We start from the raw sequence: 16309 nt of genomic DNA, 5'->3' as shown, positions 1-16309 counted from the left end.
CTTGTTCCCGCGGGACCGGAATCTGCCTTTAGAGTTACGCGCAGAAGAGCGAGGAAACGGGGGGTGCATGAGCACGGAAGCGCGACAGGCTCCCGTCCCGCCACGCCCCACGACTCCCCCTCCCCCACCAACCCCTCCCGCCGCTCCCGCACACTTCCCGGACACGCACCCACCGGAACAGCCGCCCCCGGACGGCCGGAAAGCGGAGCGTCCCGCACCCGTCGAGCCGCCTCCTGCTGCGTCGGCACGTTTCCCGGACATGCGCCCGCCGGAGCAGCCGTCCCCGGACGACCGGAACGCGGAGCGTCTCACGCTCCCCGAGGCCCCTCCTTTCGCGTCCGCGCGCATTCCGGACATGCGTGCGCCGGACTTGTCCTCGGCGGAGGACGGCCGAGGGGACACGCTTCCCGCGTCCGCGCCGGTCCCGGAGATGCGGGCGTCGGACTCGTCTCCCGCGGATGACCGGAACGCCGAGCGTCCCGCGCCCGCCGAGCCACCTCCTGCCGCGTCGGCATGTTTCCCCGACATGCGTCTGCCGGAGCAGTCGTCCGCGGACGACCGGAATGCGGAGCGTCCTACGCTCCCCGAGGCCCCTCCTGTCGCGTCCGCGCGCTTTCCGGACACGGGTTCGGCCGGCTCGTCCTCCGAGGACGACCGGAACGTCCAGCGTCCCGTACCCGCCGAGCCGCCTCCCGTCGCGTCCGCGCGCATCCCCGACACGCGTCCGCCGGACTCGTCGGCTCCGAGTGACGGGGACGGCGAGCAGTCCGTGTCGGCGGCCGGGACCGGCGAAGGTGATCCGGAGTCCCTTCTCGGGGATCTGCTCGCGCCCTTCGACCGGGTGCGGAAGCCGAGGGCCGTGGTGTCGTCGGATGCCGCCGGGGCGGGGGAGTCGCCGCCCCCGCCGCCCGCGTCCGCGCGCTTTCCCGATGCGCCGCCGCCGTCAGCGATGACACGCACCGGCCCCGCCCCGGAACCCGTCCTGCCTCCGCCGCTTCCTTCCGCCCCGCCGCGCCTCGGTGACGAGCAGCGCACCCCGGACTATCCGCTCCGGCCCCCGATGCCCCCCGTGCCGCAGTCGGAGCCGGGGGCGGCTGACATATCCGGGCGTTCCGCGTCCGCGGAGGCCGCCGCGCCCGAGTCCATATCCGCACCCGCCCCGTCCCGCCGGACAACCGCCGCCCGCCGCGCGGTGGGTGCCGTCGACCTGACGCCCGGTCCGGGTGCCGGGCGTCCCTTTGTGTCGTTCGCCCGGCCCGCGATGTACGACGACAGCACAACCCGGCTGCGGCCCGTCCGCACCTGGGTGCAGCCCCGCGTGACCGCGGCCGCCGCCTGCGTCGTGCTCGGTCTCGGGCTCATCGGGGGCGCGGCCACCGGGAGTTGGCTGACCGGGGGTGAGGAGGGGACGGGCGTCGAGCAGAACGCGTACGCCGTCGCGGGCGAGCTCTGGCACAGCGTGCCCGTCGACCAGCTCTTCCCGGCCACCATCAAGGGAGAGGGCGCGGGCCCCGGCGGAGCCGACCGCACCTGGACCCGGATCGCCGTGGCCCCCGACAGCACCTGCAAGAACGCCTTCGACCCGCTCCTGCGCAAGGCACTGGCCTCCGCGGGCTGCCTCCGCCTGCTGCGCGCCACGTACACGGACGCGACCCACAGCCATGTCACCACCGTGGGCCTGCTGTTCACCAAGGCCGACGCCGACGCGATGCGCTCCCTGCGCACCCGCTTCACGGAGGAGGGCCTCGACCGGCGCCCCGACCTGATGCCGCGGCCGTACGCGGCCAAGGGCACCCCGGCCGCGGACTTCGGCGACGCCCAACGCGCCTCCTGGACCGTGTCGCTGCTCCCGGACGCCCCCGTCGTAGCCTTCGCCGTCTCCGGCTTCGCCGACGGCCGTACGGTCACCGAACCCGAGCCCGCCGAAGAGGCCATGAAGACGTCCGCCACCTCCGCCCCCGCCCAGGCGGGCCTCGGCCACGAGGCGCAGGGCATCGCCGACCGCGTCGAGCGGCGCCTGCGCAAGACCATCGAGGCGACGGAGAAGTCCTCATGAGAATCCGCCGGTCGGCAGTCGCCGCGCTCGCCGCGGCGGTGGCACTCGTGCCCACCGCCGCGCACGCCGACGACGGCATACGCGCCCAGCAGTGGGCCCTCGACGCCATGCACACCGACCGGGCCTGGCAGACCACCAAGGGCAAGGGCATCACCGTCGCCGTCCTGGACACCGGCATAGACCGCGACCACCCCGACCTGGCGGGCAGCGTCCTCGAAGGCAAGGACATGGTCGGCTTCGGGGCGAAGAAGGGCGACCGCTCCTGGGCCCGGCACGGCACCGCCATGGCCGGCATCATCGCGGGCCACGGACACGGCGCGGGCAACGGCGACGGCGTGCTCGGCATCGCCCCGCAGGCGAAGATCCTGCCGATCCGCGTGATCCTGGAGGACGGCGACCCGCACCGCTCCAAGGCCCGCAACACCCGGGGCAACGCCCTTGCCGACGGCATCCGCTGGGCCACCGACCACGGCGCCGACGTCATCAACCTCTCCCTGGGCGACGACTCCAAGTCCGCCCACCCCGAACCCGCCGAGGACGCCGCCGTCCAGTACGCCCTGAAGAAGGGCGCCGTGGTCGTCGCGTCCGCGGGCAACGGCGGGGAGCGCGGCGACCACATCTCGTACCCGGCGGCCTACCCCGGAGTCATCGCCGCCACCGCCGTCGACCAGGACGGCGACCGCGCCTCCTTCTCCACCCGCCGCTGGTACGCCACCGTCAGTGCCCCCGGCAAGAAGATCGTCATCGCGGATCCCGACCGCGAGTACTACGAAGGCTGGGGCACCAGCGCCGCCTCGGCGTTCGTCTCGGGCGCCGTCGCCCTGATCCGCGCCGCCCACCCCGGCCTGACCCCGGCCCAGATCAAACAGCTCCTGGAGGACACCGCCCGTGATGTCCCCAGCGGAGGCCGCGACGACGCCCACGGCTTCGGCTTCATCGACCCGGCCGCCGCGATCGCCGAGGGCGGCAAGAAGAAGCCGGAGGGACTGAGCTCCGCGGCGTACGGCAAGAAGTACTTCGGCCAGGGGCCGGCCACGGAGCAGGGCGACGGCGGACCCGCGGGCTGGGTGGGCCCGGTGGCGGGCGGCATCGGCGTGGCGCTCCTGGCAGCGGCGGTCTACCTCTGGCGCGGCCGCCGCGGAGCCCGCCCCGGCACCGCCCGGCAGTGACCGCACCGCGCCCGACGCAGGCGTGAGCCCGGTCGATAGGGTCGGGACCGTGGCGAACAAGAACATCCCGGACCCCGGCTTCTCCGACGACGACGGGTCCGCCGACCCCCGGCTCACCGCGGCCCTGACCGCGTGGTCCGCGGACCGCACGGCCCATGGCCCCGTCCTGGAGGCACTCACCGGCGCCCGGCTCCTCGTCCCCGTGGTCGCCGTCCTTGGCGAGGTGGAAGAGGACGAGAACGGGCTGCGCCGCGAGAAGACCAGCGACATGGCGGTCCCCACCCTCAAGGCGGGCGACCGCAAGGCACTGCCCGCGTTCACCTCGACCGAGGCCCTCGCCCTGTGGGACCCGGAGGCCAGGCCGGTCGCCGTCCCCCTGCACCAGGCGCTCCAGGCCGCGGCGCACGAGCAGGCCGACACGATCGTGCTCGACCTCGCGGGACCCGTCCCGTACGAGATCAACCGGCCCGCCCTGATCGCCCTCTCCGAAGGCCGCCGCACCAGGGACCCGCTCGCCGACCCGGCCGTCACGGCCGCCGTGCGCACGGCCGTCGCCGCCGACCCGGCCGTCCTGCGCGCCTACCTCGGCGCGGGCACCGCCGACGGCACCCTCGCGCTGGTCATCGACCCCGCGGCGGACCCCGCCGAAGCCGCCCGGCGCGTCGCGGGGCTCATCGCGGCCGACGAAACACTGAGGGCCCGCCTGGTGAGCGGCCTCGACCTGGCACTCCTGCCGGCCGGGGCGACGCCACCGGGCGAGCCCTTCTACGTACGTCCGTGAGTCCGCGTACGCACACGGATCACGTACCCGCGTCGGACCCTCAGCCGAAGACCGGGCCCGTGTACTTCTCGCCCGGGCCCTGACCCGGCTCGTCCGGCACCTCGGACGCCTCGCGGAAGGCCAGCTGCAGCGACTTCAGGCCGTCGCGCAGCGGGGCCGCGTGGAACGAGGAGATCTCCGTGGCGCTGGCGTCCATCAGGCCGGCGAGCGAGTGGATCAGCTTGCGGGCCTCGTCCAGGTCCTTGTGGGTCTCGCCGCCCTCGGCGAGGCCCAGGTTCACGGCCGCGGCGCTCATCAGGTGGACGGCGACCGTGGTGATCACCTCGACCGCAGGGACGTCCGCGATGTCACGGGTCAGGGTGTCGAAGTCGGGGGAGTCGCCGGTGGCGGACTCGGGGGTGGGGGTCGCGTCGCTCATGTCCCACACGATAAGCGGAGCCCCGTACGGCGTGAGCCGCGGGAGCCCGTGACGCGGGCCGCGGGGAGTCCGTGCGCACGCCGGTTAGCCGCACCCCCGCGGAGCTGCTAACCTTGTGTAACGACCGGCCGGATACTCGCGTGCCAACGCAAGGAACCCGGCCCACAAGTGGAGGCTCCGCTTCCCACCTAGTCGCTCCCCGAGCGGCGGGTCACCGGTCAGGCGGCCGCAGTCCCCGAGACTACGGCAGGCCCGATATTGCGCCCCGCGATCACCGCGGAGGTGCTCCGGTAGTAATGGAGCCCCTTCCTGTGATCGGTAGGGGCATTTTTTATGCGCCCGCTCGGTTGGTCTCTATAACAGACGTAACGCGGCTGTCCGCCAGACCGCCGCGTGGTGCTACCGAGGAGGATCCATCAGCGCCGAGCCCCGCATCAACGACCGGATTCGCGTTCCCGAGGTGCGACTTGTCGGTCCCAGCGGCGAGCAGGTCGGGATTGTTCCGCTTGCCAAGGCCCTGGAGCTCGCACAGGAGTACGACCTCGACCTGGTCGAGGTGGCGGCGACCGCCCGTCCGCCCGTGTGCAAGCTCATGGACTACGGGAAGTTCAAGTACGAGTCGGCCATGAAGGCCCGTGAGGCGCGCAAGAACCAGGCGCACACGGTCATCAAGGAGATGAAGCTCCGGCCGAAGATCGACCCGCACGACTATGACACCAAGAAGGGTCACGTCGTCCGGTTCCTCAAGCAGGGCGACAAGGTCAAGATCACGATCATGTTCCGTGGTCGCGAGCAGTCCCGGCCGGAGCTCGGCTACCGACTGCTGCAGCGCCTCGCGAACGACGTCGAAGAGCTTGGGTTCATCGAGTCGAACCCGAAGCAGGACGGCCGAAACATGATCATGGTCCTCGGTCCGCACAAGAAGAAGACCGAAGCCATGGCCGAGGCCCGCGAGGCCCAGGCCGCCCGTAAGGCCGAGCGACAGGGTCGTGGGGACGAATCCGCCGAGGAGGCGCCCGCAGAGGCCGCCGCCCCGGTCGAGGCGCCCGCCGAGGAGCCCGCAGAGGCCTGATCCGGGACGCGCCTCCCACGCGCGGTCTGGATGACAACCGATAGATCTGACGCTCCCTGCCCTCGGTTCGCAGGAACCGGAAACGGCAGGGAGTGCCAATGACGAGGAGAGAACGGCGCTATGCCGAAGAACAAGACGCACAGCGGTGCCAGCAAGCGCTTCAAGATCACCGGCTCCGGCAAGGTGCTCCGTGAGCGCGCCGGCAAGCGCCACCTGCTCGAGCACAAGTCGTCCCGTCTGACGCGTCGCCTCAGCGGCAACGCCGAGATGGCCCCGGGCGACGCCAAGAAGATCAAGAAGCTTCTCGGCAAGTGAGTCCGGGCGCACACCGCGCCTGAACTCTGACCGGGACCCAATCGATACCGGGTCGTGTGAGTCCAACCACGGCCCCGCTACAAGGAGTTAACAAGTGGCACGCGTCAAGCGGGCAGTCAACGCCCACAAGAAGCGTCGGGCGATCCTCGAAGCCGCCAGCGGCTACCGCGGCCAGCGCTCGCGTCTGTACCGCAAGGCCAAGGAGCAGGTCACCCACTCCCTGGTCTACAACTACAACGACCGCAAGAAGCGCAAGGGCGACTTCCGTCAGCTGTGGATCCAGCGCATCAACGCCGCTGCCCGCGCCAACGGCATCACCTACAACCGCTTCATCCAGGGTCTGAAGGCCGCCAACATCGAGGTGGACCGCAAGATCCTCGCGGAGCTCGCCGTCAACGACGCCAACGCTTTCGCGGCGCTGGTCGAGGTTGCGCAGAAGGCTCTGCCCTCTGACGTCAACGCCCCGAAGGCCGCCTGAGCCTTGCGTTGAGCTGCACCTGATCGGACCCGCAAGCCTGTGGCTTGCGGGTCCGATTCTGTTCGGGCTCTCGTCTGCCCTCTTCTGTCTTCTGCCGTCCGCGGGTCTTTTGTGGCTGGTCGCGCAGTTCCCCGCGCCCCTTCCAGGGGCGCTGCACCCAAGGTGAGTATTGATGGTTGCCGCTCCCGAGTTGATCTCTCCCAAGTCGTCCCGCGTCAGTGCCGCACGGCGGCTGGGGAAGCGGAATTTCCGGGGGAAGGAGCAGCTGTTTCTGGCCGAGGGGCCGCAGGCCGTGCGGGAGGCCGCCGCGTACGTCGGCAGGGGGGACACGCTCGTCGAGCTGTTCGCCACCGTCGAGGCCGCCGAGCGCTACGCGGACATCGTGGGTGAGGCCAGGGCCGCCGGGGCGAGGGTGCATCTGGCGGACGAGGACGTCATCGCCGACATCTCGACGACCGTGACGCCCCAGGGGCTCGTCGGCGTCTGCCGGTTCCTCGACACCCCCTTCGACAGCATCCTGGCCGCCAAGCCCAGGCTGGTCGCCGTGCTCGCACACGTCCGCGACCCCGGGAACGCAGGCACCGTGCTGCGGTGCGCCGACGCGGCGGGGGCGGACGCCGTCGTCCTCACGGACGCGTCCGTGGATCTCTACAACCCCAAGTGCGTGCGCGCTTCGGTCGGCTCGCTGTTCCATCTGCCCGTCGCCGTCGGCGTACCCGTCGAGCGGGCCGTCCAGGGGCTCAAGGACGCGGGCGTACGCATTCTGGCGGCCGACGGGTCAGGCGAGGACGACCTCGACGACGAGCTGGACAAGGGCACCATGGGCACCCCCTCCGCCTGGGTCTTCGGCAACGAGGCCTGGGGGCTCCCGGAGGAGACCCGCGCACTCGCGGACGCGGTGGTGCGCGTTCCGATCCACGGCAGAGCCGAAAGCCTCAACCTCGCGACGGCGGCGGCCGTGTGCCTCTATGCGTCCGCCCGTGCACAGCGTGCGGCTGGAGGGTGCCGTTCCGTCACGCCCAGCTAGTAGTGTGACGGGCTCGGAGGCCTCCTGCGCCGGTCCGAGAGGTGGGGTACGGGGAATGAGCATCGGCACGAGCAGATCACCGGGAGTACGGGGCGTCCCGTCCACTCGCGCGGACCATGGCGCCCTCGGTGACCTCGGCGGGCTCGGCCTCGACCCGGACGACCTGCCCGACGGCCTCGTCGTCGCGGACGAGACCGGGTACGTGATCTGCTTCAACTCCGCGGCCGAGCGCATCACCGCGGTCCCCGCCGCCGAAGCGCTCGGCACCCCGCTGGACCAGGCGCTCCCTTTAGAAGACCTCGAAGGCCGCCGCTGGTGGCGCCTGACCGACCCGTACGGCGGCCTGGCCACCCGCTTCGCCCAGCCCGAGCGGAATCTGCTGCTCCCCGGCGGGCGTGAGGTCCTCGTCTCCGCGCGCTATGTGCGCACCGTGCCCACCGGCCCCGTCCGCCGCGTCGTCGTCTCCATCCGCGACACCGAGGCCCGCCGCCGCACCGAGCGCAGCCACGCCGAGCTGATCGCCACCGTCGCCCACGAGCTCCGCTCGCCCCTCACCTCCGTGAAGGGCTTCACGGCGACGCTGCTCGCCAAGTGGGAGCGCTTCACCGACGACCAGAAGAAACTGATGCTGGAGACGGTGGACGCCGACGCCGATCGCGTCACGCGGCTGATCGCCGAGCTCCTCGACATCTCCCGCATCGACTCCGGACGGCTCGAACTGCGCCGTCAGCCCGTCGACATCGGCGCCGCCGTCGGCCGCCACATCCAGGCCCATGTCGCCTCCGGCCAGGACGCGGACCGCTTCCTCGTACGGATCGAGCAGCCGATGCCCGATCTCTGGGCCGACCCCGACAAGATCGACCAGGTGCTCAGCAACCTGCTGGAAAATGCCGTGCGGCACGGCGAAGGAACCGTCACCATTGACGTGGCGCCCTCGGCGTCCCCGCGCGAGCGGGGCGGGGCCGAGACGGCCGTGACCGTGAGCGACGAGGGAGCCGGCATTCCGGAGGAATCGATGGGCCGTGTCTTCACCCGCTTCTGGCGGGGCAGCAAGCGCGGCGGGACGGGACTCGGCTTGTACATCGTGAAGGGCATCGTGGAGGCGCACGGCGGGACGATCGTCGTCGGCCGCGCGCCGGGTGGCGGCGCCCAGTTCCGATTTACGTTGCCCGTGGGCACTCCGGCGTATCTTCTCTGATCTTGCTGGTCTTCTCTGATCAGCGCTGATCACTCATGATCCGCCCGAGCGCGGCCCGCGGGCTCATTCACCTGCGCCACCCCCGTTAGACTCGATCCTTGGCACGTTTGCGTCCCCCTATGTGGACGATTCGTCTCCGAGTCGTAGACGGGGACCATCACCAGCCAACCGGAAGCACGGGAAGAGATGTCGGCACCGAACAAGTCGTACGACCCTGTTGAGGTCGAGGCACTGAAACCTGAAGAGATCGAGCGCATGCGGGACGAGGCGCTCGCCGCCTTCGCCGCCGCCGGCGACCTCGAACAGCTCCAGGAGGCCAAGGTCGCGCACACCGGCGGCACCTCGCCGCTGGCGCTCGCCAACCGCGAGATCGGCGCACTGCCCCCGCAGGCAAAGGCCGAGGCCGGCAAGCGCGTCGGCATGGCGCGCGGCGCGGTCAGCAAGGCGCTCGCCGCCCGGCAGAGCGAGCTCGAGGCCGAGCGCGACGCCCGGGTGCTCGTCGAGGAGGCAGTGGACGTCACGCTGCCCTACGACCGCGTACCGGCCGGTGCCCGGCACCCGCTGACCACGTTCATGGAGCGCGTCGCGGACGTCTTCGTCGCCATGGGCTACGAGATCGCGGAGGGCCCCGAGGTCGAGGCGGAGTGGTTCAACTTCGACGCCCTGAACTTCACCCCGGACCACCCGGCCCGGCAGATGCAGGACACGTTCTTCGTCCAGGGACCGAAGGGTACGGACGGGGACGAGTCCGGTGTCGTGCTGCGCACCCACACCTCCCCGGTGCAGGCCCGCGCGATGCTCGACCGCGAGCCGCCCGTCTACATCGTCTGCCCCGGTCGTGTGTACCGCACGGACGAGCTGGACGCGACGCACACCCCGGTCTTCCACCAGATCGAGCTGCTCGCCGTGGACGAGGGCCTGACCATGGCCGACCTCAAGGGCACCCTGGACCACATGGTCCAGTCGCTCTTCGGCGCGGACATGAAGACGCGGCTGCGTCCGAACTACTTCCCGTTCACCGAGCCGTCCGCCGAGATGGACATGGTCTGCTACGTCTGCCGCGGCGAGTCCGTGGGCAACCCCGACCGCCCCTGCCGCACCTGCGGCAGCGAGGGCTGGATCGAGCTGGGCGGCTGCGGCATGGTCAACCCGAAGGTGCTCACGGCCTGCGGCGTCGACCCCAAGAAGTACAGCGGATTCGCCTTCGGGTTCGGCATCGAACGGATGCTGATGTTCCGCCACAACGTCGAAGACATGCGAGACATGGTCGAGGGTGACGTCCGGTTCACCCGGCCCTTCGGGATGGAGATCTGATGCGGGTCCCGCTTTCCTGGCTGCGGGAGTACGTCGATCTCCCCGCCTCCGAGACCGGCCGTGACGTACAGGCCAAGCTGATCGAGGTCGGCCTCGAGGTCGAGACCGTCGAGCAGACGGGCGCCGGCCTCACCGGACCGCTCGTCGTCGGCAAGGTCCTCACCATCGAGGAGCTGACGGAGTTCAAGAAGCCCATCCGCTTCTGCACCGTCGACGTGGGCTCCGCCAACGGCACCGGCGAGCCGCAGGAGATCGTCTGCGGCGCACGGAACTTCGCCGTCGGCGACAAGGTCGTCGTCGTGCTGCCGGGCGCCGTCCTGCCCGGCGACTTCAAGATCGCCGCCCGCAAGACATACGGCAAGACGTCGCACGGCATGATCTGCTCCGGCGACGAGCTGGGCATGGGCGACGACGGAAGCGGCGGCATCATCGTCCTTCCGCCCGAGCACGAGGTCGGCACCGACGCCATCAAGCTGCTCGAGCTGGTCGACGAGGTCCTGGACATCGCCGTCACGCCCGACCGCGGCTACGCGCTCTCGATGCGCGGCGTCGCCCGCGAGGCCGCCATCGCCTACGGCCTGCCGCTGCGCGACCCGGCGCTCCTGGACGTGCCCGCGCCGAACGCCCTCGGCTACCCGGTCAAGATCTCCGACCCGATGGGCTGCGACCGCTTCACCGCGCGCACGGTCACCGGCCTGCGCCCCGAGGCCCGCTCGCCGATCTGGCTGCAGCGCCGCCTGCAGAAGGCGGGCATGCGCCCGATCTCGCTCGCCGTCGACATCACGAACTACGTGATGCTGGAGCTCGGCCAGCCCCTGCACGCCTACGACCGCTCCCGCATCCAGGGCACGATCGGTGTCCGCCGTGCCGAGCAGGGCGAGAAGTTCACGACGCTCGACGGCACCAAGCGTGTCCTGGACGCCGAGGACCTGGTCATCACCGACGACCGCGGCCCGATCGGCCTCGCGGGAGTCATGGGCGGCGCCAACACCGAGATCGCGGATCACGAGGAGGCCGCCGGGACCACCGACGTCGTCATCGAGGCCGCGCACTTCGACGCGATCTCCATCGCCCGCACGGCCCGGCGCCACAAGCTGCCCTCCGAGGCGGCCAAGCGCTTCGAGCGCGGCGTCGACCCGCTGGCCGCGTCCGCCGCCGCGCAGCGCACGGTGGATCTGCTCGTCGCGCTCGCGGCCGGCACCGCCGAGACCGGGGTCACCGAGGTCATCGCGCCCTCCGCGCCCCACACGATCAGCATGCCCGCCGATCACCCGGACAAGGTCGCCGGTGTGGCCTACGGCCGCGAGACCGTCGTCCGCCGCCTCCAGGAGGTCGGCTGCGACGTCTACGGCCAGGACGCCCTGACCGTCACCGTGCCGTCCTGGCGTCCCGACCTCGCCGAGCCGAACGACCTCGCCGAAGAGGTCATCCGGCTCGAGGGGTACGAGAACCTCCCGTCGACGCTGCCCAAGCCCCCCGCGGGCCGCGGTCTGACCGACCGGCAGCGCCTGCACCGCCGCATCGGCCGCGCGCTCGCCGGCAGTGGATTCGTCGAGGCGCCGAACTACCCGTTCATCGGCGAGCAGGTCTTCGACCAGCTGGGTCTGGAGCCCGGCGACCCCAAGCGCAGGGTCGTCAAGCTGGTCAACCCGCTCTCCGACGAGGAGCCCGCTCTTCGTACGGCGCTGCTGCCGGGCCTGCTCGGCGCGCTGCGCCGCAACGAAGGCCGCGGCAGCCACGACCTGGCGCTCTTCGAGACCGGTCTGGTCTTCGAGCCGCGTGACGAGGCCCGGATCGCGGTCCGCCTGCCCGTCGACCGCCGCCCCACGGCCGAGGAGATCGCCTCCCTGACCGAGGCGCTGCCCGTCCAGCCGCGGCACGCCGCCGTCGTCCTCGCGGGCGCCCGCGAGCAGGCCGGCTGGTGGGGCAAGGGCCGTCCGGCCGAGTGGGCCGACGCGGTCCAGGCCGCGCGCACCCTGGCCGCCGAGTCGGGCACCGAACTGCTCGTGCGCCAGGGCCAGTACGGCCCGTGGCACCCGGGCCGGTGCGCCGAGCTCGCCGTCGTGATCGACGGCGTCGAGCACGTCATCGGGTACGCGGGCGAGCTGCACCCGCGCGTCGTCAAGGCGCTCGGTCTGCCCGCGCGCACCTGCGCGATGGAGCTCGACCTGGACCGTCTTGAGGACGCGAGCGCGGGTGTCCCGCAGGGGCCGAAGATCTCCACCTTCCCGGTCGCCACGCAGGACGTCGCGCTCGTCGTCGACGGGGATGTTCCCGCCGCCGACGTCGAGAAGGTGCTGCGCGAGGGCGCGGGTGAACTCCTCGAGTCCATCCGCCTGTTCGACGTCTTCACCGGCGAGCAGATCGGTGCGGGCAAGAAGTCCCTCGCGTACGCGCTGCGCTTCCGCGCGGCCGACCGCACGCTGACCGTCGACGAGGCCTCCGCGGCTCGTGACGCGGCCGTCGCCCTGGCGACGGAGCGGACGGGCGCGGTGCTGCGCGGAGCTTAGTCACCGCGAGTAGTCGCCGCCAGGCGCACAGAAGGCGCAAAGAAGGGCGTATCCGGGTCACCGGGTGCGCCCTTCACTCGTTTGAGTGACTAGTGCGCTCTCCATGGCCCGACCGGGGCAGGCGGTCGACAGAATCAACGCGGCCGCAGCGGCAGTGATCTGCGTGGTCTGCGCGGCCGGCACGCTGAACCGGGCCTTAGGGGGGCCGTCGGGATGATCGGTATCAGGAGTGGGGCTGTGGACCCGCCGCGGATCCGGCGCGTCGTCTCGCTCGGCCTGCCGACGGTGTGGGGCGCGGCCGCCGTCACGTACAAATTCGTCTGCCCGCTGGCCAGGCAGGACACCCTCGAAGCGCGGATCATCACCAGCGCGGTCTTCTTCGCGGTCGGCTCCGGTCTGGTGCTGCATGTGAGGGGCACGCTGCTGCGGGAGTTGCGGCAGCTCCGTGAGGTCGCGGGCGCCGCACAGAACGCCCTGCTGCGTCCGCTGCCGCCGCGCGTCGAGGGCCTCGCGGTCGCCGCCGGGCGGCTCTCCGCCTCTCGCGGCGCCTCCGTCGGCGGCGATCTGTACGAGGTGGCGGCCACCGACCACGGCGTGCGCGTCGTCATGGGCGACGTGCGCGGACACGGCCTGACCGCGCTTGCCACGGCCGCCGCCGTGCTCGGCAGCTTCCGCGAGGCGGCCTATGAAGAGGCCGAACTGTCGCACGTACTGCGGAAGTTGGAGCGCGCACTGGGGCGGCACCTGCGGGAGCGGTCGCGGGCCGAACATCCGGCGTACGGCGGCGTGGTCCCGGACAGCCCGCCGGCCGAGGAGTTCGTCACCGTACTGCTCATGGAGATCGCCCCGGACGGCGGGATGACCGCGCTGAACTGCGGTCACCCCTGGCCGCACCGCCTGAGCGGCGACGCCGTGCCGGTCTGCGTCGGGGAGCCGATGCCGCCTCTCGGCCCCTTCCCGCTCCCCGCCGACCTGCCCGTGACCCAGCTCGGACCGCTGCTGCCGGGGGAGGCGCTCGTGCTGCACACGGACGGCATGGAGGACGCGCGGGACGCCGACGGACGGTTCTTTCCGCTCCGGGCGGCGCTCACCGAAGCGGTGCGGGTCCCGGCCGTCGCGCCCGGCGCCGTGATCCGCGCGGTGTACGAGCGGTTCAGGCGCCATGCCGGGCGGTTGCCGGCCGACGACGCGGCGCTGCTCGTCCTGCGCAACGACCGCCGCCGGGTGCCCCCGCAGCAGGGGGAGACGGTGCGCCGGGAAAACACCATGACATGACGCACCGTCAACTCCCGCCGGCCGCGCGCCGCCCGTCCCCGCCCTGGAGTTGCCGGGCAGACGGCGGGCGGGCGGCGCCGGTGTGGACCGCCGCACTTTTCGAGGGGGAGCCGGCGGTCCGGCCGGCCTCCTTGTGAGGAACCTCAGTCAAGCGTGACGGGAGTGACGGCGGCAGAGCGCACACCCCCCGGATTCGCGCACTCCGTTCACACCCCGTGTGAAGTCACCTCTACTACGCTGGCCACACCGAGTCACCGGAGGGCCTCCATGCAGCCCAATACCCTGCTCGACGCGATCCTCGACGAGGCGGGAATCTCCCACGCGGGCCTGGCTGCCCACGTCAATCAGGCAGGGAAGAGGCGCGGCCTCGCCCTGCGTTACGAACACACCGCCGTCTCCCGGTGGTTGAAGGGCCAGCGCCCGCGCGGCCAGGTGCCCGACCTGATCTGCGAGGTCCTGGCGGGGCGCCTCCAGCGCACCGTCACCCTGGACGACATCGGCCTCGGCGTGCCGGGTCTGCCGTCCGTGGGCATCGGCTCCATGGCCTCGACGCTCTCCGGATTCGTGGAGAGAGCGACGGCCCTGTGGCGCTCCGACGAACAGCAGCGCCCACATCTCCTGGGCGCACCCGCGGTCACGGGAACACCCGCGGTGATGCCCGTCTGGGAGTGGGAGAACCCGCCCGAGGACGTGGACGTCTCGCGCGGCGGCAGACACCAGGTGAGCACGGCCGACATCGACATGATGCGCGCGGCCCGCGCCCACTACGAGCAGATGTACCGCAAGACCGGCGGCATCGCGACCCGCACCCGCATCGTCGGCTTCCTCAACGCCGAGGCCGCGCCCCTGCTGCGCGGCAGCTACACGGATGAGACGGGGCGCCAACTGCACAGATCCACCGGCGGGTTGGTGGCCATCGCGGGCATCTGCGCCTACGACTCGGACGCGCACGGCCTGGCCCAGCGCTACTTCCACCAGGCCCTGCGGCTCGCCAAGGCGAGCGGTGACCGGGGACTTGGCGCCTATGTCATCGCGCTGCTCGTCAACCAGTCCCTGTTCATGCGCGAGTACCGCCAGGCGGTGGCCTTCGCGGAGGCCGCGCTGCGCGCCGCGGGCCGCGATCTCACCCCGGCCCTCGCCTCCGACCTCTACGCCATGCAGGCGAAGTCGTACGCACACCTGGGCGACGGCAGCAGCGCGCTGTCGTGCATCCGGCGTGCGGAGGTGGCCGCGGAACGCATCAGGCGCGGCCGGGAGCCGGACGAGACCGGCTATGTCCAGCCCGGACTCGTGAACGTACAAGTGGCGGAGGCGCTGCTCAGCCTGGGTGACCTCTCGGGAGCGTACGAGCACGCGGCGGCGGCGGTGGACACTCCGGCTCACGACCGGGGCAGGGTCCACCGGCTCGCCATGCTCAGCCAGATCGAACTGCGCCAGGGGAACACCGACGAGGCGGTGGCCACGGCGGTGGAGATGGCGGAGCAGGCGCGCGGGATGGAGTCCCAACGGCTGCGCGACCGGCTGCGGGCCGTGCGGGAACACCTGGTGCGCAGCGACTGCGCGGGCACGGCCGAGGCGGCCGAACTCATCGACGGGGCGCTGCGCGTTCCGCTGTGATGCGCACCCTGCGTACGCCGGTGACGACACACGGCGAGTGCGGAATCCCCCACGCCGTTCACACGCTGCTCTGAACACCCTCCTGCTGCGATATTGCCATCTACTCGGCGGAAGGTGGCAGAACCGTGCAGTGGACGAAACAAAGCGAACAAACTGTGTATGGAAACCGATGGTTCTCGGTCAATCTGGCAGATGTCGAACTGCCCGACGGCCGGCACCTCGACCACTTCCTGATAAGGCTGCGGCCCGTCGCCGTGGCCACCGTCGTCAACGAGGCCAATGAGGTGCTGCTGCTCTGGCGGCACCGCTTCATCACCGACAGCTGGGGCTGGGAGCTCGCCGCAGGGGTCGTCGAGGACGGGGAGGACATCGCGTACGCGGCCGCCCGGGAAATGGAGGAGGAGACCGGCTGGCGGCCGGGCCCGTTACGACACCTGATGAGTGTCGAGCCGTCCAATGGGCTCACCGACGCCAGGCACCACATCTACTGGTCGGATGAGTGCACCTACATCGGTCATCCCGAAGACGACTTCGAGTCCGACCGCCGTGAGTGGGTCCCTCTGAAACTCGTCCCTGACATGGTGGCTCGCGGGGAAGTGCCGGCCGCCAACATGGCGGCGGCGCTCCTGCTCCTGCACCATCTGCGTCTCGGCCAGGACGCGCCCTGACTAACGGCCGATGGCCTGCCAGACTGCCACGGCGAGCGCACCGACCGCCGTCAGGGCGAGAAGGGCGGGCAGCGGCCAGCGTGTGTGCTCGAGTGCGGCGATCCTTACGGTCAGTTCGTCCTGGTTCTTGACGCTCTGTTCATCGTGTTGGGTGAGCAACGCCAGCTGTCCGTCGACGCGGGCGAGGCCCACGTCCAAGCTTCGGCGTAACTCTGCGAGTTCTTCGGGGACCACGCGAGGTTCGGGGTCGGCGGTCACAAGTCCGTTCCTTTCTGTAGCTGTCCATCCCCCTGATGCGCACAGAAAGTCAACTCCCCTGGTGGCCAGGGCGGGAGAGTGTGCGACAGGCATATGCGAGCCCAATGCGCACACGGTGTGTGAACGCCGCGGGCCCGGCACTCGATCGAGTGC

15 protein-coding genes are annotated in these 16309 nt (G+C 71.3%); 13 read left to right on the top strand and 2 right to left on the bottom strand.

What is annotated here, in order from left to right; all coding sequences use genetic code 11:
- Positions 1-526 precede the first annotated feature (526 nt).
- From ACWFR3_RS38990 to ACWFR3_RS38980, 3 genes are read left to right on the top strand one after another with little or no spacing between them, the layout of a single operon-like run.
- A complete protein-coding gene (locus ACWFR3_RS38990) occupies positions 527-2056 on the top strand; it encodes a hypothetical protein (RefSeq protein ID WP_453739432.1) in 1530 nt (509 codons plus the stop codon).
- Positions 2053-3225: a type VII secretion-associated serine protease mycosin gene (gene mycP / locus ACWFR3_RS38985; protein ID WP_453739431.1), complete on the top strand. Its 1173-nt coding sequence runs from the start codon at positions 2053-2055 to the stop codon at positions 3223-3225. The genes ACWFR3_RS38990 and mycP overlap by 4 nt, the downstream gene beginning before the upstream one ends.
- 49 nt (positions 3226-3274) lie before the next feature.
- Positions 3275-4006, top strand: a complete 732-nt coding sequence (locus ACWFR3_RS38980) for an SseB family protein (protein WP_453739430.1) — start codon at positions 3275-3277, stop codon at positions 4004-4006.
- A 40-nt stretch (positions 4007-4046) separates the two neighbouring features.
- Here the strand turns inward: ACWFR3_RS38980 and ACWFR3_RS38975 are convergent, their stop codons facing one another.
- A complete protein-coding gene (locus tag ACWFR3_RS38975) occupies positions 4047-4424 on the bottom strand; it encodes a DUF1844 domain-containing protein (protein ID WP_453739429.1) in 378 nt (125 codons plus the stop codon).
- Positions 4425-4839: 415 nt separating this feature from the next.
- Between ACWFR3_RS38975 and infC the strand changes: the two genes are divergently transcribed.
- The 10 genes from infC (at position 4840) to ACWFR3_RS38925 (ending at position 15898) form a co-directional block, all read left to right on the top strand.
- Positions 4840-5496, top strand: coding sequence for a translation initiation factor IF-3 (gene infC / locus ACWFR3_RS38970; RefSeq protein WP_453739451.1), 657 nt, complete (start codon positions 4840-4842; stop codon positions 5494-5496).
- Positions 5497-5616: 120 nt separating this feature from the next.
- A complete protein-coding gene (gene rpmI / locus ACWFR3_RS38965) occupies positions 5617-5811 on the top strand; it encodes a 50S ribosomal protein L35 (protein ID WP_135330421.1) in 195 nt (64 codons plus the stop codon).
- Positions 5812-5905: 94 nt separating this feature from the next.
- Entirely contained in the window at positions 5906-6289 is a 384-nt protein-coding gene (gene rplT, locus ACWFR3_RS38960) for a 50S ribosomal protein L20 (RefSeq protein WP_030356289.1), read from the top strand.
- Positions 6290-6461: 172 nt separating this feature from the next.
- Positions 6462-7316, top strand: coding sequence for a TrmH family RNA methyltransferase (locus ACWFR3_RS38955; protein WP_453739428.1), 855 nt, complete (start codon positions 6462-6464; stop codon positions 7314-7316).
- A 55-nt stretch (positions 7317-7371) separates the two neighbouring features.
- The gene (locus tag ACWFR3_RS38950) at positions 7372-8514 is read left to right on the top strand and encodes an ATP-binding protein (RefSeq protein ID WP_453739427.1); all 1143 of its coding nucleotides are present in this window, start codon (positions 7372-7374) and stop codon (positions 8512-8514) included.
- Between the two features lie 186 nt (positions 8515-8700).
- Entirely contained in the window at positions 8701-9828 is a 1128-nt protein-coding gene (gene pheS, locus ACWFR3_RS38945) for a phenylalanine--tRNA ligase subunit alpha (protein WP_453739426.1), read from the top strand.
- Positions 9828-12338, top strand: coding sequence for a phenylalanine--tRNA ligase subunit beta (gene pheT, locus ACWFR3_RS38940; RefSeq protein WP_453739425.1), 2511 nt, complete (start codon positions 9828-9830; stop codon positions 12336-12338). Before pheS ends, pheT begins: the two co-directional genes overlap by 1 nt.
- A 213-nt stretch (positions 12339-12551) precedes the next feature.
- Complete coding sequence (locus tag ACWFR3_RS38935) at positions 12552-13613, top strand: PP2C family protein-serine/threonine phosphatase (RefSeq protein WP_453739424.1); 1062 nt, start codon at positions 12552-12554, stop codon at positions 13611-13613.
- Between the two features lie 267 nt (positions 13614-13880).
- Complete coding sequence (locus tag ACWFR3_RS38930) at positions 13881-15230, top strand: transcriptional regulator (RefSeq protein ID WP_453739423.1); 1350 nt, start codon at positions 13881-13883, stop codon at positions 15228-15230.
- A gap of 125 nt (positions 15231-15355) precedes the next feature.
- Positions 15356-15898 (top strand): NUDIX hydrolase, encoded by a 543-nt coding sequence (locus ACWFR3_RS38925; protein WP_453739422.1) that lies wholly within the window; start codon positions 15356-15358, stop codon positions 15896-15898.
- Here the strand turns inward: ACWFR3_RS38925 and ACWFR3_RS38920 are convergent, their stop codons facing one another.
- Positions 15899-16156, bottom strand: coding sequence for a hypothetical protein (locus tag ACWFR3_RS38920; protein WP_453739421.1), 258 nt, complete (start codon positions 16154-16156; stop codon positions 15899-15901).
- Positions 16157-16309 lie beyond the last annotated feature (153 nt).

The sequence above is a fragment of the Streptomyces sp. NPDC055189 genome (genome assembly GCF_053606765.1).
This window is presented reverse-complemented; position numbering and strand designations above follow the sequence as displayed.

Bases quoted from the DNA above. Each gene is read 5' to 3' on its own strand.
- pheS (WP_453739426.1), top strand. From the start codon at position 8,701: ATGTCGGCACCGAACAAGTCGTACGACCCTGTTGAGGTCGAGGCACTG.
- ACWFR3_RS38990 (WP_453739432.1), top strand. From the start codon at position 527: ATGCGTCTGCCGGAGCAGTCGTCCGCGGACGACCGGAATGCGGAGCGT.
- pheT (WP_453739425.1), top strand. From the start codon at position 9,828: ATGCGGGTCCCGCTTTCCTGGCTGCGGGAGTACGTCGATCTCCCCGCC.
- ACWFR3_RS38950 (WP_453739427.1), top strand. From the start codon at position 7,372: ATGAGCATCGGCACGAGCAGATCACCGGGAGTACGGGGCGTCCCGTCC.
- mycP (WP_453739431.1), top strand. From the start codon at position 2,053: ATGAGAATCCGCCGGTCGGCAGTCGCCGCGCTCGCCGCGGCGGTGGCA.
- ACWFR3_RS38930 (WP_453739423.1), top strand. From the start codon at position 13,881: ATGCAGCCCAATACCCTGCTCGACGCGATCCTCGACGAGGCGGGAATC.
- ACWFR3_RS38975 (WP_453739429.1), bottom strand. From the start codon at position 4,424: ATGAGCGACGCGACCCCCACCCCCGAGTCCGCCACCGGCGACTCCCCC.
- rpmI (WP_135330421.1), top strand. From the start codon at position 5,617: ATGCCGAAGAACAAGACGCACAGCGGTGCCAGCAAGCGCTTCAAGATC.
- ACWFR3_RS38935 (WP_453739424.1), top strand. From the start codon at position 12,552: ATGATCGGTATCAGGAGTGGGGCTGTGGACCCGCCGCGGATCCGGCGC.
- ACWFR3_RS38955 (WP_453739428.1), top strand. From the start codon at position 6,462: ATGGTTGCCGCTCCCGAGTTGATCTCTCCCAAGTCGTCCCGCGTCAGT.